The sequence below is a fragment of the Nocardia brasiliensis NBRC 14402 genome (genome assembly GCF_000308475.2).
GTDB lineage: Bacteria > Actinomycetota > Actinomycetes > Mycobacteriales > Mycobacteriaceae > Nocardia > Nocardia brasiliensis.
Genome location: NZ_BAFT02000044.1, coordinates 1 through 19992 on the forward strand (window position 1 = coordinate 1; position 19992 = coordinate 19992).

The following is a 19992-nucleotide window of genomic DNA, read 5'->3' on the forward strand; positions in this document are numbered from 1 at the left end:
GCTCGGCACGGTGACCCTGCTCGGTGCGGGCCTCACCGCGTTCTACATGACGCGGGTGATGCTGATGACGTTCTTCGGCGAACGGCGCTGGAAACCCGACACCCATCCGCACGAATCCCCCGCGGTCATGACGGGACCGATGGTGCTGCTGGCCTTCGGCTCGGTCGCCGCCGGCGCACTGTTCGTCTTCGGTTCCGCGCTGCAGAACTGGCTGGAACCGGTGGTGGGCGCGCATCACGGCGAGGCGACCGTCCCGGCGGCCGTCGTCACCGCACTCGCGCTCGTCGTGGTCGCGGCCGGCGTGGGCTTCGCCTACTACCAGTACGCGCAGCGCAGGATTCCCGAGACCGCACCGCAGGCCGTGTCCGCGCTGACCGTCGCGGCCCGCAAGGACCTCTACGGTGACGCGCTCAACGAGGCCGCTTTCATGCGCCCGGGCGGCTACCTGACCCGCGCGCTGGTCTTCCTCGACAACCGGGGCATCGACGGAATCGTCAACGGCACAGCGGCTTTGATCGGCGGACTGTCCGCACGTATCCGCCGGGTGCAGTCCGGGTTCGTGCGCTCCTATGCGCTTTCCATGTTCACCGGCGCGGCCCTGGTGGCTGCCGCCCTGCTGGCGGTGAGGTTGTGGTGACGAACTTTCCCTGGTTGACCCTCCTGTGGTTGGCGCCCGTACTCGGCGCGGTGGTGGTGCTGGTGCTGCCCGCCGGGCAACGGCTGCTCGCGCGGATCCTCGCGTTGAGTGTGTCGATAGCGGTGCTGATCCTCGCGGTGGTGCTCGCCGTGCGCTTCGATCCCGGTGGGGCGCAATATCAGTTCGTCGAGGACCACGAGTGGATCCCGGCATTCGGCGCGGGCTACACCGTCGGGCTCGACGGGATCGCACTGGTGCTCGTACTGCTCACCACGGCCCTGGTGCCGCTGCTGATCCTGGCGGGCTGGCGCGACGACCGCGAGGTCGGCAGCGGCCGCCGGGTCGCGCACACCTACGTCGCGCTCACCCTGCTGGTCGAGGCGATGGTGCTGATTTCCTTTGTCTCGCTGGACATTCTGCTGTTCTACGTGTTCTTCGAGGCGATGCTCATCCCGATGTACTTCCTGATCGGCGGCTTCGGGCCCCGGTCGGCGGACGCGCAGCTGCGGCAGCAGCGCTCGCGCGCCGCGGTGAAGTTCCTGCTGTACAACCTGTTCGGCGGCCTGATCATGCTGGCCGCGGTGATCGGGTTGTACGTGGTCACCGCGCGGGACGGGCTCGGCGAGGGCGGCTCGGGCACCTTCGACTTCCGCGTCGTGGTGGCCGCCGCGAACTCCGGACAGCTCGGCGCGGCGCCGGCGGTGCTCAACGCGCTGTTCCTCGGGTTCATGTTCGCGTTCGCGGTGAAGGCGCCGCTGTGGCCGCTGCACACCTGGCTGCCCGACGCCGCGGTCGCCGCGACACCGTCGAGTGCGGTGCTGATGATGGCGGTGGTCGACAAGGTCGGCACCTTCGGCATGCTGCGCTACTGCCTGATGCTGTTCCCCGGCGCCTCGGACACCTATGCGCCACTGGTGATCACGCTCGCGGTGATCGGCATCATCTACGGTGCGCTGCTCGCGATCGGCCAGACCGACGTGATGCGGTTGATCGCCTACACCTCGATCTCGCACTTCGGCTTCATCATCCTCGGCATCTTCGCGATGACCAGCCAGGGCCAGACCGGGGCGACGCTCTACATGGTCAACCACGGCATCTCCACCGCGGCGCTGTTCCTGATCGCCGGATTCCTGGTGTCGCGCAAGGGCACCCGGCTCATCGCCGACTTCGGCGGCGTGCAGAAGGTGGCGCCGGTGCTGGCGGGCACGTTCCTCATCGCGGGCCTGGCCACCCTCTCGCTGCCCGGGCTGGCGCCGTTCGTCAGTGAATTCCTGGTTCTGGTCGGCACCTTCAGCCGCTACCAGTTCGCGGCCGTCGTCGCGACCGGGGCGCTGGTGCTGGCCGCGGTGTACGTGCTCTGGCTCTACCAGCGGATGATGACCGGGCCGGTCAAGGAGGGCAACGAGCGTCTCTACGACCTGGTGCCGCGCGAACTCGCCGTGGTGGTGCCGCTCATCGCGGCGCTGCTGTTCCTGGGCGTCTATCCGAAACCGGTGCTGAACTTCATCAATCCCGCGGTGAGCCAGACGTTGACGACCATCGGCAAACACGACCCCGCGCCGACCATCCCCGAAGCGGGCAAAGCCGATCAGCCCGGAGGTGCCCACAAATGAGTCAGCTGACCTCCCACGGAACCTCGCTCGCCGCCGCCATACCGGCGCCGAGCATCGAGTACGGCTACCTGTCGCCGATGCTGATCGTCTTCGGTGCCGCCTTGCTCAGCGTGCTGGTCGAGGCGTTCGCCGGGCGGCGCTTCCGGTTCGGCGGACAGGCGCTGCTGAGCCTGGCCGGGCTGATCGTCGCGTTGGTCGCGGTGATCCTGCTGGCCGGCACGAACGCCACCGCCATCGGCGGTGCCGTCGCGGTCGACGGGGTGACGCTGTTCCTGCAGGGCACCATTCTCGTGGTCGCGATCCTCGGCGTGCTGTTCATGGCCGAGCGCGGTGCCGACCGACCGGCGGCCCCGGTGCGCAGCGGGCCGGGCACGTGGAGTGCGGCCGCGGCCACCCTCGGGCGGGGCGTGGACGCGTTCACGCCGCAGGCTTCGTCGGTGCCGGGCAGTGCGAGCGAAAAGGTCGCACTGCGAGCGGGTATCGCGACCACCGAGGTGTTCCCGCTGACCCTGCTCGCGGTCGGCGGCCTGCTGTTGTTCCCGGCCGCCAACGACCTGCTCACCATGTTCGTCGCGCTCGAGGTGCTCTCGCTGCCGCTGTATCTGCTCTGCGGGCTCGCCCGGCGCAAGCGGTTGCTCTCCCAGGAAGCGGCGCTGAAGTACTTCCTGCTCGGCGCGTTCTCCTCGGCGTTCTTCCTCTACGGTGTCGCGCTGCTGTACGGGCAGGCCGGGACCGTGAAACTGGCCGGGATCGCCGATGCCATCGCGGCGCACCCGGACAACGCGCTGCTCGCGCTGCTCGGCGTCGCGCTGCTGGCGGTCGGGCTGCTGTTCAAGATCGGCACCGTGCCGTTCCAGTCCTGGGTGCCCGACGTGTACCAGGGCGCGCCGACACCGGTGACCGCGTTCATGGCCGCCGCGACCAAGATCGCCGCAGTCGGTGCGTTGTTGCGCGTGCTGCACATCGCGGTGCCCGGGCTGCGCGACGATTGGCGGCCGGTGCTCGGCGCCATCGCCATCGCCACCATGGCAGTCGGTGCGGTCATGGCCATCACCCAGACCGACGTGAAACGGATGCTCGCGTATTCGGCTGTCGCCCATGCCGGTTTCATCCTCACCGGGTTGGTCGCGGCCAACACCAAGGGCGTCGCCGCGGTGCTGTTCTATCTGGTGGCCTACGGTCTCGGCACGCTCGGTGCGTTCGCGCTCGTCAGCCTGGTGCGCGATGCCGCGGGCGAAGAAGCCACCGCGCTCAGTCAGTGGGCCGGGCTCGGGCGACACTCCCCCTGGCTGGCCAGCGTGTTCGCGCTGTTCCTGCTCTCCTTCGCGGGGCTGCCCCTCACCAGTGGATTCGTCAGCAAGTTCGCGGTGTTCGAAGCCGCGGCCGCCGGCGATTCGACCCCGCTGGTGATCGTCGGTGTCATCTGCAGTGCGATCGCCGCGTTCTTCTACGTGCGCGTGATCGTCCTGATGTTCTTCACCGACCCGCCCACCGACGCCCCCGTAGTGGTGACGCCGTTCCTGACCACCGCTGTAGTCACCTTCGGCGCCGGCGCCACCATCATCCTCGGCGTCTTCCCCCAGCTACTCCTGGACCTCGCCGACCGAGCCGCCACCTTCGCCCGCTGATCCCCTACCCGAGCCGCGCACCTGCACCAGGTGCGCGGCTCGGTCGTCTGTGCCGAGCCGACTGTCGCGGGGTCGCGCTCAACGGCCGTCGCTGGGACGCCGTAGTATCGGCCGAATTTCGACTGGATATGGCGTAGTGGGCTGGTAAGGAACGGTTTTCGTGTTCAGGGTGCAGCCTGTGACGGATCGAGCGATTCGACTCGGGACTCGGCGGGCCACCGATCTGGGTGAGATCGTCCACGGTGGGCCTGCGGGATCTGTGTTCCCCAGTTGTTCGTGGTGCGTGACAGGAACGGTTGTGTGTGACACCCTGATTCGCGTGTCAGCTATGGGCTGGCAATCCGGGGTGGAGGGGGTTTCAGGTGAGACATTCATCGGCATCGACGCTTCAGCGGTCTCGGGCGATCCGTCGGGGCTTGGTGGGGGTAGCGGCAACCGGGCTGACGTTCCTACTGGTGGCCGGTACACAACCTGCCGCCGCGGACCCGACCACGAGCCCGCCACCGATATCGACCACCGCACCAACACCGCCCAGTAGTGCCCAGCCGTCGGCTCCGAGTCCGGCCCCCACGACTGCTGCTCCGCCCACTCAGACGACCACACCGGGGCCGACGACGCCTGCTACCCAGTCATCGTCGCCGACCACGACGACAGCGCCTACGTCACCGCGCACGAGCGCACCCTCCGGTGGCTCCTGCGTTCCCGGATCACGAACGCGGGCACCGGAAAAGTGGGAACCCACCGCCGACCCCCAGTCGAGTGTGACGCCGGGACGGATGCGTTCGGACTGCCAAGACATCCCGGGCGGGTTCAGCAAGGAACAGGCCGACAAAGCCGAGACGATGGAAGCCGCACTCGCTGTGCGGTCCCGGCAGCGGTCGGCGCTGGCCGCCGAAGGCTGTCAGGTGTATTGGCCGGCACCGTATGAGGTCTGTGGCGCGATCCGCGACAAATACAACGAACTCGGTGGCCCGAACAGCTTCCTGTTGTTCCCCACCTCGAACGAACTCACCAATCCCGACGGCGTGGGGAAACGCTCCACCTTCCAGAACGGGCCGATCTACTGGTCCCCGGCCGGTGGCGCCCATCCGGTGGTCAACCACTTCTTCGCCGCGTGGCAGCGCAACGGCTGGGAGACCGGGGTCCTCGGATACCCGACCTCAGATGAGGTCGTCAACCCCGACAACGTCGGACGGCGGCAGTACTTCCAGGGCGGCACGATCTACTGGAAGCTCAACGAGGCTTACTACGTCGCCGGCGCGATTCGTGACAAGTGGGGCAATACCGGCTGGGAGGGTGGCTGGCTCGGGTACCCGATCAGCGACGAAAGCAAGACCGCGGACGGGCAGGGCCGGTTCAACCGGTTCGAGAAAGGTGTCGTCTACTGGTCGCCGCAGACCGGAGCACACCCTGTCGCGGGCGCGATCCTGATCGAGTGGGGCAGCGAACAATACGAAGCAGGGTTGTACGGCTACCCCGTCGGCGACGAACGCGCCCTTGCTGGCAGCCGCCGAGAGCAGGACTTTCAGAACGGCAAAATCCGGGTTCCTACACCGGTCAGTGGTGGTAGTGACGCCGATGAGGACGCAGTGCGGCAACAGGGGCTCGGCGGTGGGGACTACGCACCGGATGCCGACCACCGTTCCGGTGCGGCTAATCAGCCAGGCGGTACCGGATGGAACCGGTGTGCGCAGCGGCCGACATACCCGACGTCGAACGGCAGCCTCTACGGATGTGCGGGTCTGGGCTACACCGATACAACCGACCCCAGCACAGTTGGGCCCGGTATCGAATCGTTCGCTGATCCGATCGCCCTCAAGCCTGGATGCGACCGGGATTATGCAAAGAAGAAGGCCGACGCCTTGGCTGGACGAGAACCCGACGGCCCGTACTGGCAATACGATCGCCTCTATGCTTGCGCGGTGAACCCGGTCAACGCCGTGATCCACGATGACCGGGGCAAAACGGTCGCCGTCGTGGCCGGCAAGCTCGAACAAGAACTCATCACCAATTACAAACGGACCAAGAGTGAGTACCGGGTCCGGTTCGGTGTCGAACAGATCACCGGTGCTGGCTGGACCGTCACCGCGCAAGCCCCGTGCACCGCACCCGTGGCCGGCTGCCCAGTTACCACCCGTGATGAACTCGTGAACGAGCCGCTGACTCCGGGCGCGAAGGTGTTCGGGTTCTATGAATTCGGTCCCGATTCGCTGGGCCCCAACCAGGTGATGACCTTGATCATGGGGTTGAATATGCGTTTCAACTTCCCCGGGGCCACCGAAGAATCCCCGGGCAGCCTCGAACTGCGCAACAATTCGCCCGAGATTCGTTGCGACAACGATTCCGGTCGGCCGGGTATCTCTGCGGGTCTGCCATCGCAAGGATGCATCTATCCTGACCGTGCCCCAGTGATGGACTTCGCCTCCGACCCCGAGCTGATATCAATCGCCGACCATGTACGCAAGGCGCAGCAGTCGGGCCTGCCAGGTGCGCCCAGACTGTATTCCAATGGGCCACTGAGCCGAATGACCGATCTCGATCAACGTGAACGCAACGGCAACAGAGCATGCCCGTCGAATCGTTACTCGACACCGGGGTTCAGCTGCGACGAGTACCCTTTTCGCTCTACCTATCAGGGTGCAGCTCAACCGCCCAACGTTTTGTTGCCCGCCAACGGCAGGACCTTCCCCGGTTGCCAGATCATTGACCCGCCCCGCGTCGACCCTGCGCGCACAGGCCGCGACGGCTACAGCGTGTGTATGGTTCCGACAACACCTGTCGATGCCAACAACAAGCAATCCAATGTCATCGCCCAGTTCTACTATGAGAACCGGGTCATGGACCGCGACGAGTTCTACGTTCGAGCGGATTCATCGATGTGACTCGAGCGAGAGGTATAGCCGATGGTGAGACTTTCCGACGTGGTCGATTACGACGGCGGGATGATCTATCTACTCGACCACGACCTCGACCAGCAGACGGCAACGATCAGGATGACTGCCGGGCCCCGCCTGCTTCCGGGGATCGGCGCCCTTGCCATCCGCACTCGGCAACGTCAGGGCAATCTCGCCCGCGTCAGCGTGGAGATGGGTGCCGACCTGTACCCTCCCGAACCGGTCGACGCGCAGTTCCTCGAGGAAGCCACCTACAGGACCGAGCGGGGTCGTCAGTATGTCGGCTCGTGCTACTACGAGCACTGCCAAGGACAGCTCGCCGACCCGCTCACCGGCTCGGGCCCGGCACGAGTGCACGTGCGCCTCTACGAGGTCCCCGGACCGCACGAACCCTACCGGGCGACCGCACCGGGACACGCAGACCGTCTCATCGACATCGACGAGCACGTGCTGCTGCATATCTGGAACGAACCTCTCGTCGGCAACCAAACACGGAGCACTCGCACACAACTACGCGGCATCATCGCCGCTGATAGCCCACCGGGGAGCTGACCCACTGTGGTCAGGCGCGGCCACACTACGTGCTGAACTCGTCGCGGACGGCCTTCGCGATCCCGCCACCGCGTAGTGGTGCATACGGCGGTCGGGGTGTATTAGTGCCTCCACGTGTACCAGTCCTTCGGCGGTGCCTTGGATGAGGCTCTCGATCGCGGTTCTGATTCTCGCGCAACGTATTCGCGCCGGGATGCCCGCGCTGCGGCAGGTAAGGCTGCTACGCGCCGGACTCCGGCTCTCGGCGCAGTTGGAGCAGTAGGTTCCAGGGGACGTCTGCCATGACGTCGGCTATTCGCGCTGCCGAGTCTTCGGACTCGGGTTGTGGCCGGACACGAACCTCGCCGAGGGCGCCGCGGATGACGGGCAATTCGGCGAATTCGGCACCGCGGCCGAAGGTGTCGGCCCAGGCCGCTTCCTCGGCGAACGAGGCGTCGCCGGCCAACTCCGCTGCGGCGAGATGTGCGGGTACGGCGTCGAGTTCGCGCAGTCGGCGCCACTGCTGGCGGTTCGCCACGAGGACGCGCAGATTCGCCAGTTCGGCGACGATCTCTGGATCGGCGGCGTCGATCTCGGAGATGTCCAGTCGCTGGAGGTTTTTCAGCGCAGCGAGCGGCGCGAGGCGTACCGGATGCTGCGCTCCGGCCAGGTGTACGTCCCACAGCACGGGGTGGCCCGACAGCGGCTCCAGGTCGAAATGCGGGCCGCTCACCCACAGTGATTCGAGAGGAATATCCTGCGGCACTGCAAGATTCAAGGTTCGAATGCCATCGACCCGCAGCTGGCGCAGCATCGGCAGTGCGGAGAGTTCGGCGGCGTCGAACGAGTCGCTGCTGCGGAGATCGAGTTTCTGCACGGCAAACTTGTCGGGCAGATCATCGATCGTCTCGCCAGGGTCGTGCAGTCGACGAGCGTGGGCGGGTTGCGCTGTGTCGTACAGACTCCCGAAGTTCTCCCGGGCCCGCTGCGACTCGATCGACTTCTGCAGTGCCTCGGTTACGGATACGGCCCAGCGCGTGGCCGAATCGTACCCGAGGCCGATCTCGATCAGCTGCCCGCGGCGACCGGTCGGACCGGGATCCAGGTCGACCCCGTGTGCGTTGCGGTCGCTGGTGCCGATGAACACCCAACCCGCACTACGCGAGACGCGTTGGATCGTGCCGTGCGGCCAGCCTTCCGACACCACCTGATCGTCAGTGAACAGCGAGTCGTCCCCCACGGATCGACTGTCCGCCGACAACCCCATCACCGTCGGACTGTCGGACAGATGAGTCGCGGCGACATCGCTGAGCGGCGACAGCCGGGTGATACCGAGCACGCCGCGGTCGTCGTGGTCGTAGCCGACCAGCCGGTACAGGGCCCGCAGGTCTTCCGGCAACCGCAGGCCGATCCGCGCCTCTGCCGCGGCGATGTCGCCCTCGGCCGCACCTGCGGCCAGTTCGGGTGCCCGCGAGTGGGCCGCGGTGTAGACATCGATGTATCCGCGTACCAGCTCACGCACTGTCGCCAGGACCGCCGGGTCGGTAGGCCGGTTGTCGGGCACCGTGTCGACCGCTGCGACCGGTTGCTGACGCCCCGGATATCGATAGTCGTGGTCGAGGACCAGCCGTCGCGCAGCGTCCCAATAGCGCTCGCTGGAGCCGGGGGTGCACTGGTATTGGAACTCGTAACTGTCGCCGGACAGGCGGAGCCGCATTTCTACTACGCCGTCCATATCAACACCGAGTTCGGAGCGCACAGCGTGGGCCAGTTCGCGTCGGCCGCTCACCTGGTGCACCCGATCGGTGCCGACCACGTACGACGGATCGATTCCGTTGCTCCACTGGCTGTGGTGCATGCGCAATGTCCCACTGGTCGCTCCGGATTCCGCGAACTCTTGCGCGAGGCGTTCGACCCTATCGGCCAGCTCCGTCATGTCCTCGACACTATGCGATGCGCCGGACGAGTTCCCGGCGTTGGGAAAGCCTCGTCCGAGCGCGCGCAAAGCCTGACCCGCCGCTTCGCTTCCGCCGTCTGAGTCACACGAGGTGTGCGGGCACGAAAGTTGTTGGAATGCACTAGGTGAGCGGGGATCTCCTGACAAATGCACCAGTGACGTGGGACACGGTGGGTGGCAACGTGACTAACCGTGGCAAGAGCGACACGGCGTCTCGGACGGCCGAAACAGCAGGGGTGGGCGCGCGGCGGGCTCCGAAACGGTTGGGCGGCAACGGTAGCGCTGACGGTGGTCGCCGCCGGTCTGCTACCACCGGGCTCGGCGGCAGCGGAGGTTCCGCCCGTCTCGGCGGCCACGGACCGGCAGGAGCAGCAGATCGCGACCCGCGACGGCATCGCGGTCTCCTACGTGAGTTTCCTGCTCCCGCTACCGGCAAGCGCCGCACCGCATCCGGGGTCGTGCGAGCGTACCGGATATCTGCGTTACCGCGCGGTGGGCAGTCCGCAGGACGCGCGGGACGCGGACGCCGTGGTGGTGCAGCAGGGCGGAATGATCGGCGGCGCAATCAATTCCGACGGCGTCGCGGCGAACACGGTGCGTTCGGCGAAGTCGCTCGGTCGCAACGTCGAATTCTGGGCGCTGGCCCGGCGCGGCTCCTGTTTGGATGAGACAGTCGGCTTCGACTACGCACTGCAGTCGGGCGACTATCTCGACGCGGTCGACTACTACTTCAACGGCAAGCCGCTCGAGGGCCGCACCTTCGCCGGGTTCAAGGCCTCGGCGGACCTGCCCATCTTGGATGCTTTCGGCCTGGAGCGAGTGGTGCGCGACCAGTACGAGATCATGCTGCACGAGCTCCCGGATCAGGCTGAGCGGCAACGGAAATACGTCTGCACCGGTATCTCGATGGGCGGGCTGGTCACCGGGTTCTTCTCGGACTGGGATTTCGACGGCAACCCGGGCACCCAGGCCGACGCCGGCTACAACCAGTGCGCCGCCTTCGCCGCGCAGGACTCCATGGTCTCCTCGGACCCGGCCGCGATCCAGAACACGCCGTTCTTCCGCGACGTCACCGAAGCCATCACCGGGCCCACCAACGGGGTGCTCAAGGCCGGATTCGACAGCGGTGTGCTGCCGATGCGCACGCTCGGCCCGATGCCTGTGATCGGCACCAAGGCGATGATGCTCTACCGCTTGGCCGGGCTCGCCGCGCATCTGGCGCCGGACGCGGAAAGCCAACTGCTCGCGCACATCCACGATCCCGATATCGAGGCGACGCTCACCACCGTGTTCAGCCCGAGCTGGGCGGCCGCGGTCACGGGCGGCGCGAACGGCGAGGGCACCATCCGCGACTACCGGTTCACCAATGCCGCGTTGCTCGGCACGTTCATCGACAACAACTCCGGCAATTTCGCGCTGCTCCAGCAGGGTGTCGGCGCGTTGGCGGGCGGCCCGGTGGCAGAGAAGACGTTCCCGAATCACGGTGGGCTGACCCAGGTCCCGGTGCTGGGCAACTATATGCGGATGAGCGCCGGACCGCAGACCCGGGTGGGCCCCACCGACCGCACGGCGCTGTATTCGTGGCGCAACTACAACGACGTCGTCGGCGTCCCGTGGACGGCGCCGAACCGGGAGACCGCCGATATCCACGAGGTGGCACGGCAATTGGGCACCGGCTGGCCGACGGCGTACTGGGAGACCTATTTCCCGCTGCGGATGATCATCGATATCGGCGCCGGTTTCGGCGGCGCGCGCACCGGCGACATGGTGAACCTGCGCTACCACAACATGAGTCGCACGAAACCGAATTTCATCGCGTACGCCGGGGACAGCGTCGTCCAATACGGCGTCGGCACTTGGCTTCCCGCGCCGCCGACCGCACAGGTGGAGCAGCTGCCGGGCTACACCCACGTGGACACGATCGGGGCGGCCGCGGTGCAGAACAACGGAAAGCCGGACTACAGCGGGCAGTATCTCGCCGAGTTCATCCGGGGCTTGACCCCGTAGTCGTTGGTGACCGGGGCGCCGGACCGCGCCGGTCACCGACGCCGGGCGCCTTCGTCTCGGGCCGCCCGGTGCTCGTCCTGGGCGGCGGCGAGGGCAGCGCCGCCGCCCAGGTGCCGGGCTCAGCCGAGTGCGGCGCGCAGTCCGGTCTCGAAACCCGCCGGATCGTCGACGAATCCGATATGCCCGCCCGGAAACATGGTGGGGCACAGGTCGAGTCCTTCACCCAGTGCCCGGGTCGTCCGGTCGCAGAACTGGCCCGTGGAATCGGACCCGATACCCAGGATCAACCGCACCGGCGTCGCCCGCAACACCGGCAGGTCGGGTTCCCACGAGGTGGTGCCGATGAGTTCGTGCAGGAACCAGTAGTGCTCGCTCGCCACCTGCGCGGGATCGCGTTCGCCACCGAACATCGCTTGCAGCGCAGCCTCAGGTATCGCGAAACCGGCCATGGCGAAGAACTTTCGCCACGCGCCGATCGGGTCGCCGTCGCGGTACGTGGCGATCATGTCGGCGTTGCGCGCGGCCAGTTCGTCGTTGTCGCCGAGCAGGGTCCGCAGCGGCGGTTCGTGCGCGATCGCGGTGTCGACCAGGTCGGGCCGGGTCTGCACCAGGGCGAGGGTGGTCACCGCACCGCCGCTGGAGCCCAGGACCGTCGCGGGACCGGCATCGAGGTGGGTGATCAGCCGGGCCAGATCGTCGGCCCGCAGATCCGGCGTGGAGTCCTGGGCGGGGTCGTCGAGCACGCTGCCCTTGTGGCCGCGGGGATCGGTGGTGAGCACGGTGTGGTCGGCGGCGAGCCGCTCGGCCAGCGGCGCGAACGCGGCGGCGTCCATCGGTGCGCCGACGAGCACGATCAGCGGACCGCTGCCGCGCACTTCGTAATGCAGCTCGGCGCCGGGAACGGGCAGGGTGTGCGCGCTGGATCGGGTCATGAGTTCTCCTCTGCGAGTTCGTTGCTCACGACTATCGACGGGATCCGCGCCACCGACTAATCGAGGTGCGGCACTTTGCCACTCATCGTTGCACGAGCCTGGGCTTGTCCCGACGCGTCCAGCTAGTGAACTCGCCGTGGACGGTGGCTGCGCCCAGGTCTGCAGCGCAAGCCCATCCGCACTACGGCTCCTGATCGCGCGCATTGCAGAACCTAATGACATTAGGTTATAACCTAGATGTACTAGCTCAGAGGAGGTGTGCCGTGATGGCACGAGCGGGTTTGAGCGCGGATCGGATCACGCGTGCGGCCGCCGATCTCGCGGACGCGATCGGTTTCGACGGTGTCACCATGTCGGCGCTGGCCAAGCAGTTCGGCGTCAAGGACGCCAGTCTCTATTCGCACGTCAAGAACCTGCAGGAACTGCGGGCGCGGGTGAGCGTGCTGGCGGCGGCGGAGAAGGCCGAGCTGATCGCGGCCGCCGTCGCGGGCCGCGCGGGCCGCGACGCCCTCGCGGCATACGCGCACACCTGGCGCGACTACGCCCTGCGCCACCCGGGCCGCTACGCCGCGACCCAATCACCGGTGCCGCCCGGTCTGGTCGACACCGGTCCCGGGGCGGCGCGGGCCGTCGAACTCACCTACGGGATGTTGCGCGCCTACGGGTTGGCCGAACCGGACCTCACCGACGCGGTCCGCTTGCTGCGCAGCACCTTTCACGGCTACGCCACGTTGGAGGCCGTCGGCGGTTTCCAGCACTCCCGCGATACCGCCGCCTCCTGGGAACGCATCATCGATGCCCTGCACGTCGCGCTCGAGCAGTGGCCGTCACCCGAGAAGAAGGATGAATCATGAAGTCCGGCACCTTGAAAGTCCCCGGCGCGACGCTGTTCTACGAAGAGCGCGGCAGCGGGCCGCTGCTCGTGCTGCTGCCCGGCAGCGGCGCGGACGCGGCGATGTTCGATCACCTCGCGGAACTGCTGGTGCCGCATTTCACGGTGCTGGCCGCCGATCCCCGCGGCTATTCCCGTAGCCCGCTCGACGGCCCGCCGGTGGATCAACAGGTCGAGGTGATGAGCGAGGACATCCACCGACTCATCGAAGATCGCGCTCCCGCAGGCGAATCGGTGTACGTCTTCGGCGCCAGCGGCGGTGCGGTGGTCGCACTCGACCTGCTCGCCCGGCACCCCGATCGGCTCGCGCTCGTCGTCGCCCACGAACCGCCCTCCTTCGGCCTGCTGCCCGACGCGGCCGACCATCGCGCGTTCGTCGACGAGGTCTACGAGCTGTTCCATCGCGAAGGCGCGGCGGTCGCCGGTGCGCGCTTCGCCGCCGGTGTCGGCGCACAGCTGCGCGGCCTGCCGGACCCGGCGACGCTGCCGCCGCGCGCCGCCGACATGGTCGCCCGCGTCATGGCGAACCTGCCGATCATGCTGGAACACGAACTGCGCCAGATCACTTCGCATCTGCCCGACGAAGCGGCCCTGGCCGCCGTCGCCGACCGCCTCGTCCTCGCCGTCGGCGCCGAATCCCCCGGCACGCTGCCGTACCGCCCGGCCGCAACCCTGGCCGGCCGCCTCGGCACCCCGCTGGTCGAATTCCCCGGCGGCCACGGCGGACTCAACCAGCACCCGGAAGCCTTCGGCCACAAGCTCCTCGACGTCCTGCAGTCCGCCCGGACAAATTCCAGCACCGTCAACTGACGCCCACCCCAGCGCACTGCTCGGCGGATACAGGTCGATCCGACGGCTTGACTTGGAGTGCACTCCAAGTCCTAGTGTCGGGGCGTTCGTCAGCTTTCGAGGTACCGCCCGAGGCGTCGGGCAGAAGGAGTATCCGCGCATGATCACTCGAACCCCGCTCGGCTCAACAGGTCTCACCGTCAGTGCGATGGGACTGGGGTGCATGGGGATGAGCGAAAGCTACGGCGCCGCCGACTGGGACGGCGGAATGGCCACCATCGGCGGGGCACTGGAGCTGGGCATCACTTTCCTGGACACCGCCGACGCTTACGGCACCGGGCACAACGAGGTGCTGGTGGGCCGGGCCATTCACGGCCGCCGGGACCAGGTGCAGCTGGCCACCAAGTTCGGCATCGACCGCAGCGCCGGTGACCGGGCCCGCCGCATCCGTGGTGCCCGGGACTTCGTGCTGCGTTCCTGTGACGCCTCGCTGCTGCGTTTGGGCGTCGAGGTGATCGACCTGTACTACGCTCACCGCCCGCCCCAGGATGTGGAGATCGAGGAGACCGTCGGGGCGATGGCCGAGCTGGTCGAGGCGGGCAAGGTCCGCCATCTGGGCCTGTCCGAGGTCGACGGCGCGCTGCTGCGCCGGGCGCACGCGGTGCACCCGATCAGCGCGGTGCAGAGCGAATACTCGCTGTGGACCCGCGATGTCGAGGACCTCACCCCGGTGATGGCCGAGCTGGGGGTCGGGTTGGTGCCGTACTCGCCGCTGGGGCGGGGGTTCCTGACCGGCGCCCTGGACCGCTCCACCTTGGGCGAGAAGGACTTTCGGCGGAGCAATCCCCGTTTCGCCGGCGCGGCGGGCGATGCCAACGAGAAGATCGCGCAGACCGTGCGCGAAGTGGCCGACCGGCTGGGCGCCACCCCGGCCCAGGTGGCGCTGGCCTGGGTGTACGCCCAAGCCGAGCGGCTCGGGGTGGCGGTGGCAGCCATTCCGGGCACCCGCAGCCCGGCCCGGCTGGAGCAGAACGCAGCCGCGCTGGAACTCACCCTGGACGCCGAGGCGCTGGCCACGCTGGACCCGCTGAGCGACCAGGTGACAGGCGAGCGCTACGTCCCCGCGCACACCGCCGAGGTCGCTCGGAGTTAGGTTCTGTCTCGAAGTCCCGTCCGCGCCTGCCTAGTTCGGTGTACCCGCCGCGGGAGTGGTTGGGGGTCACAGAGGTTTCCTACGGTTCACAGGGGCTGTAGCTGCTGTGAAGGGTATGGAAGGTCTGTGACCCCGCGACTCGCCCAGCGAAACACGCCGAGCCACAACGTCACCCACCCGAAACCGCTGACACCTCGTCAAGGAACTCTCGGAAACAGGGGTCGCCGTAGCATCGGCCGAATTTCGGGCGGATATGGCGTAACCCGCTGGTAGAGGGCGGGTTCTGCGCGCTGGGTGCTGGTCAGGCCGGGGGTTGTTGGGTGATGCGGTCGCGGTAGATCCGGTATGCCTTGCGGTCGGCGGTCGGCGGTCGGCGGTCGCGGTGCTGCGTGCGTACGGAACGGACGGCAATGGATCGGGTGTGGCGTTTCCGCACGATCCGCGCGGCCGGGTGTCGTCCCCGGCGGCTGTCGTCAAAGGGTCATTATTGCGGTCCGCGGAAACGCGGCGGAGTTCAGGGCGATGATCGGTTCTCTCTGCGTCGGCCGTCCACGAGGTCGTGATCATGGAATATCGTGCCGGTCATGACCACGAATGACTGGTTGGCCGACACCCGAACCTCTTATGACACGGTCGCGGTCAGCTATGCCGACCAAGTGCGCGGCGCCCTCGCCGGACACCAGTACCTTCGCGCGGCTCTGGCGTTGTTCGCCGACAGCGTGCGGGTCGCTGGCGGCGGGCCGGTCGCGGACGTCGGCTGCGGCCCCGGTGAAGTCACCGCCCACCTGCATGAGCTCGGGGTCGACGCCTTCGGTGTCGACCTCTCCCCGGCGATGATCGACGTGGCCCGGCGCGACCACCCCGGCCTGCGGTTCGAGGTGGGCTCGATGACGGACCTGGACCTGCCCGTCGCTTCGATGGCCGGCCTGCTCGCCTGGCAGTCGTTGATCCATATCCCTGACGACGAGGTGCCGACCGTGTTCGGGCACTTCCACCGAGCATTGCGTCCCGGCGGACCGCTGCAGCTGCTGTTTCACGTCGGCGACGAGTCGCGGTTGAAGACCGACGGCTATGGCGGTCACCCGATGAAGGTCCATGTCCACCGCCGTCAGCCTGACCGGGTGGCATCCTGGCTGCGCGATGCCGGATTCGTGGTCGAGGCTCAGATGCTGCTCGACCCGGACGCGAAAGCTCAGCAAGCGATTCTTTTCGCACGCAGTAAGTCCTGACTTCTGCATATGTCGGGCTCGCCAGTCGGATCCGGAGCCGATGCCCGAGATGGACGCCGACACTGCGCTATCCCCTCGGCGCGACCGTCGTGACCACGACGCCAGCCAGCAAAGCACCAACAACCCAAACCCGCAGCACGACAACCCCAAACCTCACCACTACCAGCGGGTTACGCCATATCCGCCCGAAATTCGGCCGATACTACGGCGATCCCAAACAACACCACAGCCAGACGACCACGCCGGAACCCCCAGCCCCGCGCACCTGCAACACTTCTCGGGATTCACACCCCTTCTGGCCGCCCAGAAAAGGTGTAAATCCCGAGAAGCGGTACAGCTGCAAATGGGCGGGGTTGAAACCGGCACTTCCGGTACCAGGCCGCAGGCCCACCTCACCACTCCGAGACAGAACCAAGCCGGTCGAGCGTCGTGCCGGGCATCGAGGACGCTCGACTCCTGGGCCCGAGCGATCGTGGTCAACCAGACCGACCCGTTGGCAGTTGCCACCGCAGGACCGGTGCGAAATCTCAGCGCGCCAACGCGTATTCGAGCGCAGCGGCCACACGGTCGATCGGCTCGGTAGTCCCCTCGGCACGGCAGAGCACCAGTGCGCCTTCCATGCCCGCGATCAAGAGGGTCGCGAGATTCTTCGCATCGCCTTCGTCGAAACCGTTGCGCTGCAAGCATTCCTGGAATGGCTGCTGCCAGCGCCGAAAGATGGCGCGGGTGGCTTCGTGCAGGGTGTGGTCGTCGGGTCCGGCACCCAGGGTGACGGCGGCGACCGCACAGCCGGGCGGTTGATCGCCGCCCGCCATCACCATCTTGGCCCCGGCCAGGATCGCGTGCATGGCCGGTACGGGTTGCTGTTCGGCGCAGACCGCGGCGCCCTGCTGCGTCACCTCGCCGGTTTCGGGTTCTTCGGCGGGGACAACGTCCTGCGCTTCATGGCCGTCGACACTTTCGGCAACTACGTGCACGCGGTCGAGGGCGGCTTGGCGCTGACGATCGCCGCGCTCATCGCGTTCGGCACGCAACTGCGCACCCGGCCCGCCACGGCGGCGGTGCGCTGAGACCGAACTTCAAGCGCGCCGCGCGCCGGTGACGTGGACGGCCGGGAACCGCCCGGTGACGCACGTTCCACTCATGCTGTCCCCCACGGTGGTCATGGCGAAGGCGAGGTCGAGGCGCATCAGGCGGCGGGTGAGGGTTTGCCGCCAGCTCAGCAGTTCACCGTCGAACTCGAGGTCGTCGAGCGGCCGTTTCTTTCCGGAGGCGCGCGCGGTACCGGTGAGCACACCGTTGTCCTGCTGGAGTTCCAAGACGACTTTGATGTCACCGAGGCGGGTGGCGATGGTCAGGTCCCAGATCCCTGCTACAGACATGCTTCGCTCGTCCTTCCGATGGACCGGTACCGCGGCCACGCTATCCGGTGGCTGATCGTGAACGCTAGCGCCGCCCGGTATCGTCCGGCTGTCGTGCGAGTCTTTCCTGGTGTGCCGGAAAGGATTCCGGGGCCCGCCGCCACGCCGGGATCGACAGGTAGGTGGCGGCTCGGAGCAACCATTCCACCGGGCCGTAGCGGTGACCCCGCAACCACCAATGACTCAGTAGCAACTGCACGACGTAGGTGAGCAGCGCGATGCCGATGACACCGGCGGGCGGCACCTTGTCGACGAGCGCGAACCCGTAGCCGGTGTAGACGACCATGAGCACGATCGACTGGAAGATGTAGTTCGAGGCCGCCATGCGCCCGGCCGGCGCGAGCCACCCGATCCACGGCGCGCTGCGCGCCCAACGGGTCAGGCAGATGATGCCCGCGACGTAGGCGAAGGTCATCAACGGATTGACCAGTTCCTGGATCCCGGCCCAGTAGAAAGGCGGCACGAACCAGTTCTGCGCCGCGGCGAAGGTCACCGCCGAGACCGGCAGGCCGACCGCGAATCCGCCGATCAGCACGCGAGGCGCCCAGCGCCGCAAGGTATCCGGATCGTCGAACAGTTGCCGTTTGCCCGCCGCCATGCCGATCAGGAACATGCCGAGACTGGTCGCGCCCTGGGTGAACCAGATCAGGCCGATGAAGATCGGCGCGATCCACATCTGGTTGGCGAAGGTGTCGCCGAACGATCCGGTGTATCCGTCGTGCATCCGCTGCAGGTCGAAGAAGATGTCGAGCGCGGACAGGTCGTCGCCCTCGCTGCCCGGGATGAACATCCACCCGCACCACAGGATGTAGAGCACCGCGCCGGTGATCACCGCCGTGCGTGGCTTCAGCTTCTTCAACGTGATCAGGATCAGGCACAGGAACGCGTACAGGGTGAGGATGTCGCCGATCCACAGCAGGAACACGTGCGCGAGCCCGACGATCAGCAGTGCCGCGCAGCGCCGCAGCAGTCGCGCGTTGGCCGACACCCCGGCGCGCTGTGCCGCCGCGATCTGCAAGGTGAACGAGTAGCCGAACAGGAACGCGAACAGCAGATAGAACCGGCCGGTGAAGAAAGCGTCGACCAGACCGCTCACAACGTGGTCGATCGGCCCGTCCCAGCCCGCCTGCGGATCGTCGGCGGGCCCGGTGAACGACCACAGCGTGGTCGCGACGATCACGTTGGTGATGAGGATGCCGAACAGCGCGAAGCCGCGCAGGATATCGACCTCGGCGATCCGTCGATTCGAGGTCCCGGCAGGGGCAACGGATTCGGACATACTGTGAAAGTAGACGTCCGTACCGGTCCGCGCGTCCGCCGCCGGATCGACCGGGGTGCTGAACCGGACATACCGCCTCCGCGACTTCTGGCGTATTGACATCCGCCATTGGTCGGTCACACCAGGTCGCCGACCTCCAGATAGATCTGGCGACGGACCGTGATCTCGGCCAGGAAGCCTTGTGCGCCACCGGGGAACGCCGCGACGGCCAGTTCGCCCGCCCGCAGCCGCGCGCCGGTGAACTCGCGCCGGCCGAGCAGGATCGGCTGAGCGTGCTCGAAGCCGCGGCGTGCGACGTCGTCGGAGAGCGGGACGCCGAGCATGTCCGTCACGGTGCCGGGCATCAGTTCGGCCGCGACGATCTGATCGAAGCTGGGGCGCCGGATGATGCGGTGCGCCAGATACATCCGGTCCGGCCGCCCGAAGCACAGGTGCGTCAAGGTACCGCAGTCGTCCCGTTCGAGCGCCGCGAAGTGCAGGACCCGGCCGACGGTGACCCGCACGTCGTCGGCGATCGCGATGCCGCCGCGTTCACCGCGTCCCCGGATCAGCGTGCCGCGGAAGGACCTGCGCGGGTCGGCGCGGTCCGGATCGAGCTCGGCGATCTCAAAATCCTCCGGGTCGAAGGTGTGGATGTCGGTGTACCCGACCCGCCGGTCCGCTCCGAGCGCGCGGCGGCCCCGCTCGTCGAATTCGATCGCGAGCAGCACCTGGAAGTTGTAGGGGGCATCGAACGTGGGCCGGTAGGAGAGGTAGCAGTCGAGTCCGGTGCCGAAAACCACCATGCCGTGCATGCCTGCGCCGCCTGCCAATTCGGGCCGATGGTGTGGTCCCGGCGCACGCAGGTGTGCGATCTTCACGACGCCACCTCACGCGTGCGCGGTCCGGTCTCGGCCGTGTCGTAGGTTCGCTCGAACATCTCGGGCTCCTTTCTCGCCACTGCCTACAGTGACCAGCACGGCGCCCGATGCCACGAGTGCCCGGCTACTCGAATCCCGCCGGACCGGCTACTCGATCTTTCTCGGCGTGG

Annotated in this window: 16 protein-coding genes and 1 pseudogene; 11 read left to right on the forward strand and 6 right to left on the reverse strand. The window is 67.4% G+C overall.

Annotation, left to right across the window (positions count from 1 at the left end):
• The 5 genes and pseudogenes from TY25_RS43205 to TY25_RS13925 form a co-directional block, all read left to right on the forward strand.
• Positions 1–637, forward strand: a pseudogene (locus TY25_RS43205) (NADH-quinone oxidoreductase subunit L); the annotation flags it as partial.
• Complete coding sequence (locus TY25_RS13910; RefSeq protein WP_172595852.1) at positions 634–2250, forward strand: NADH-quinone oxidoreductase subunit M; 1617 nt, start codon at positions 634–636, stop codon at positions 2248–2250. The pseudogene TY25_RS43205 and the gene TY25_RS13910, both read left to right, overlap by 4 nt.
• Positions 2247–3878 (forward strand): NADH-quinone oxidoreductase subunit NuoN, encoded by a 1632-nt coding sequence (gene nuoN / locus TY25_RS13915; protein WP_042256412.1) that lies wholly within the window; start codon positions 2247–2249, stop codon positions 3876–3878. Before TY25_RS13910 ends, nuoN begins: the two co-directional genes overlap by 4 nt.
• A gap of 776 nt (positions 3879–4654) precedes the next feature.
• A complete protein-coding gene (locus TY25_RS40510) occupies positions 4655–6760 on the forward strand; it encodes a hypothetical protein (protein WP_052382960.1) in 2106 nt (701 codons plus the stop codon).
• A gap of 21 nt (positions 6761–6781) precedes the next feature.
• Positions 6782–7324 carry a hypothetical protein gene (locus TY25_RS13925; protein WP_042256413.1) on the forward strand — a complete coding sequence of 181 codons (543 nt, stop codon included), beginning with the start codon at positions 6782–6784 and terminating at the stop codon, positions 7322–7324.
• Between the two features lie 220 nt (positions 7325–7544).
• Here the strand turns inward: TY25_RS13925 and TY25_RS13930 are convergent, their stop codons facing one another.
• Positions 7545–9239 carry an SMI1/KNR4 family protein gene (locus TY25_RS13930; RefSeq protein ID WP_042256414.1) on the reverse strand — a complete coding sequence of 565 codons (1695 nt, stop codon included), beginning with the start codon at positions 9237–9239 and terminating at the stop codon, positions 7545–7547.
• 213 nt (positions 9240–9452) lie between these two features.
• On the opposite strand from TY25_RS13930, the gene TY25_RS13935 reads away from it, so the two are divergent.
• Positions 9453–11267: a hypothetical protein gene (locus TY25_RS13935; protein ID WP_226887347.1), complete on the forward strand. Its 1815-nt coding sequence runs from the start codon at positions 9453–9455 to the stop codon at positions 11265–11267.
• Between the two features lie 119 nt (positions 11268–11386).
• Here TY25_RS13935 and TY25_RS13940 read toward each other — a convergent pair whose 3' ends face one another.
• Positions 11387–12199 (reverse strand): alpha/beta fold hydrolase, encoded by an 813-nt coding sequence (locus tag TY25_RS13940; RefSeq protein ID WP_042256417.1) that lies wholly within the window; start codon positions 12197–12199, stop codon positions 11387–11389.
• 266 nt (positions 12200–12465) lie between these two features.
• Between TY25_RS13940 and TY25_RS13945 the strand changes: the two genes are divergently transcribed.
• The 4 genes from TY25_RS13945 (at position 12466) to TY25_RS13960 (ending at position 16262) form a co-directional block, all read left to right on the forward strand.
• Positions 12466–13053, forward strand: a complete 588-nt coding sequence (locus TY25_RS13945) for a TetR/AcrR family transcriptional regulator (RefSeq protein WP_042256419.1) — start codon at positions 12466–12468, stop codon at positions 13051–13053.
• A complete protein-coding gene (locus TY25_RS13950; protein WP_042256420.1) occupies positions 13050–13901 on the forward strand; it encodes an alpha/beta fold hydrolase in 852 nt (283 codons plus the stop codon). The genes TY25_RS13945 and TY25_RS13950 overlap by 4 nt, the downstream gene beginning before the upstream one ends.
• A 139-nt stretch (positions 13902–14040) precedes the next feature.
• The gene (locus TY25_RS13955; RefSeq protein ID WP_042256422.1) at positions 14041–15033 is read left to right on the forward strand and encodes an aldo/keto reductase; all 993 of its coding nucleotides are present in this window, start codon (positions 14041–14043) and stop codon (positions 15031–15033) included.
• Between the two features lie 584 nt (positions 15034–15617).
• Positions 15618–16262 (forward strand): class I SAM-dependent DNA methyltransferase, encoded by a 645-nt coding sequence (locus TY25_RS13960; protein WP_042256424.1) that lies wholly within the window; start codon positions 15618–15620, stop codon positions 16260–16262.
• Positions 16263–16789: 527 nt separating this feature from the next.
• Here TY25_RS13960 and TY25_RS13965 read toward each other — a convergent pair.
• Positions 16790–17110: an LmrA/YxaF family transcription factor gene (locus TY25_RS13965; protein WP_052382961.1), complete on the reverse strand. Its 321-nt coding sequence runs from the start codon at positions 17108–17110 to the stop codon at positions 16790–16792.
• On the opposite strand from TY25_RS13965, the gene TY25_RS13970 reads away from it, so the two are divergent.
• Positions 17105–17332: a hypothetical protein gene (locus TY25_RS13970; RefSeq protein ID WP_146153976.1), complete on the forward strand. Its 228-nt coding sequence runs from the start codon at positions 17105–17107 to the stop codon at positions 17330–17332. The genes TY25_RS13965 and TY25_RS13970 overlap by 6 nt on opposite strands.
• A gap of 9 nt (positions 17333–17341) precedes the next feature.
• Here the strand turns inward: TY25_RS13970 and TY25_RS13975 are convergent, their stop codons facing one another.
• The 3 genes from TY25_RS13975 to TY25_RS40515 all read right to left on the reverse strand — a co-directional run bounded on the left by TY25_RS13975 (position 17342) and on the right by TY25_RS40515 (position 19822).
• Positions 17342–17644 carry a hypothetical protein gene (locus TY25_RS13975; RefSeq protein ID WP_042256426.1) on the reverse strand — a complete coding sequence of 101 codons (303 nt, stop codon included), beginning with the start codon at positions 17642–17644 and terminating at the stop codon, positions 17342–17344.
• Positions 17645–17708: 64 nt separating this feature from the next.
• Positions 17709–18962 (reverse strand): DUF418 domain-containing protein, encoded by a 1254-nt coding sequence (locus tag TY25_RS13980; RefSeq protein WP_042256497.1) that lies wholly within the window; start codon positions 18960–18962, stop codon positions 17709–17711.
• A gap of 116 nt (positions 18963–19078) precedes the next feature.
• Positions 19079–19822, reverse strand: a complete 744-nt coding sequence (locus TY25_RS40515; protein ID WP_088606834.1) for a hypothetical protein — start codon at positions 19820–19822, stop codon at positions 19079–19081.
• Between the last annotated feature and the right edge of the window lie 170 nt (positions 19823–19992).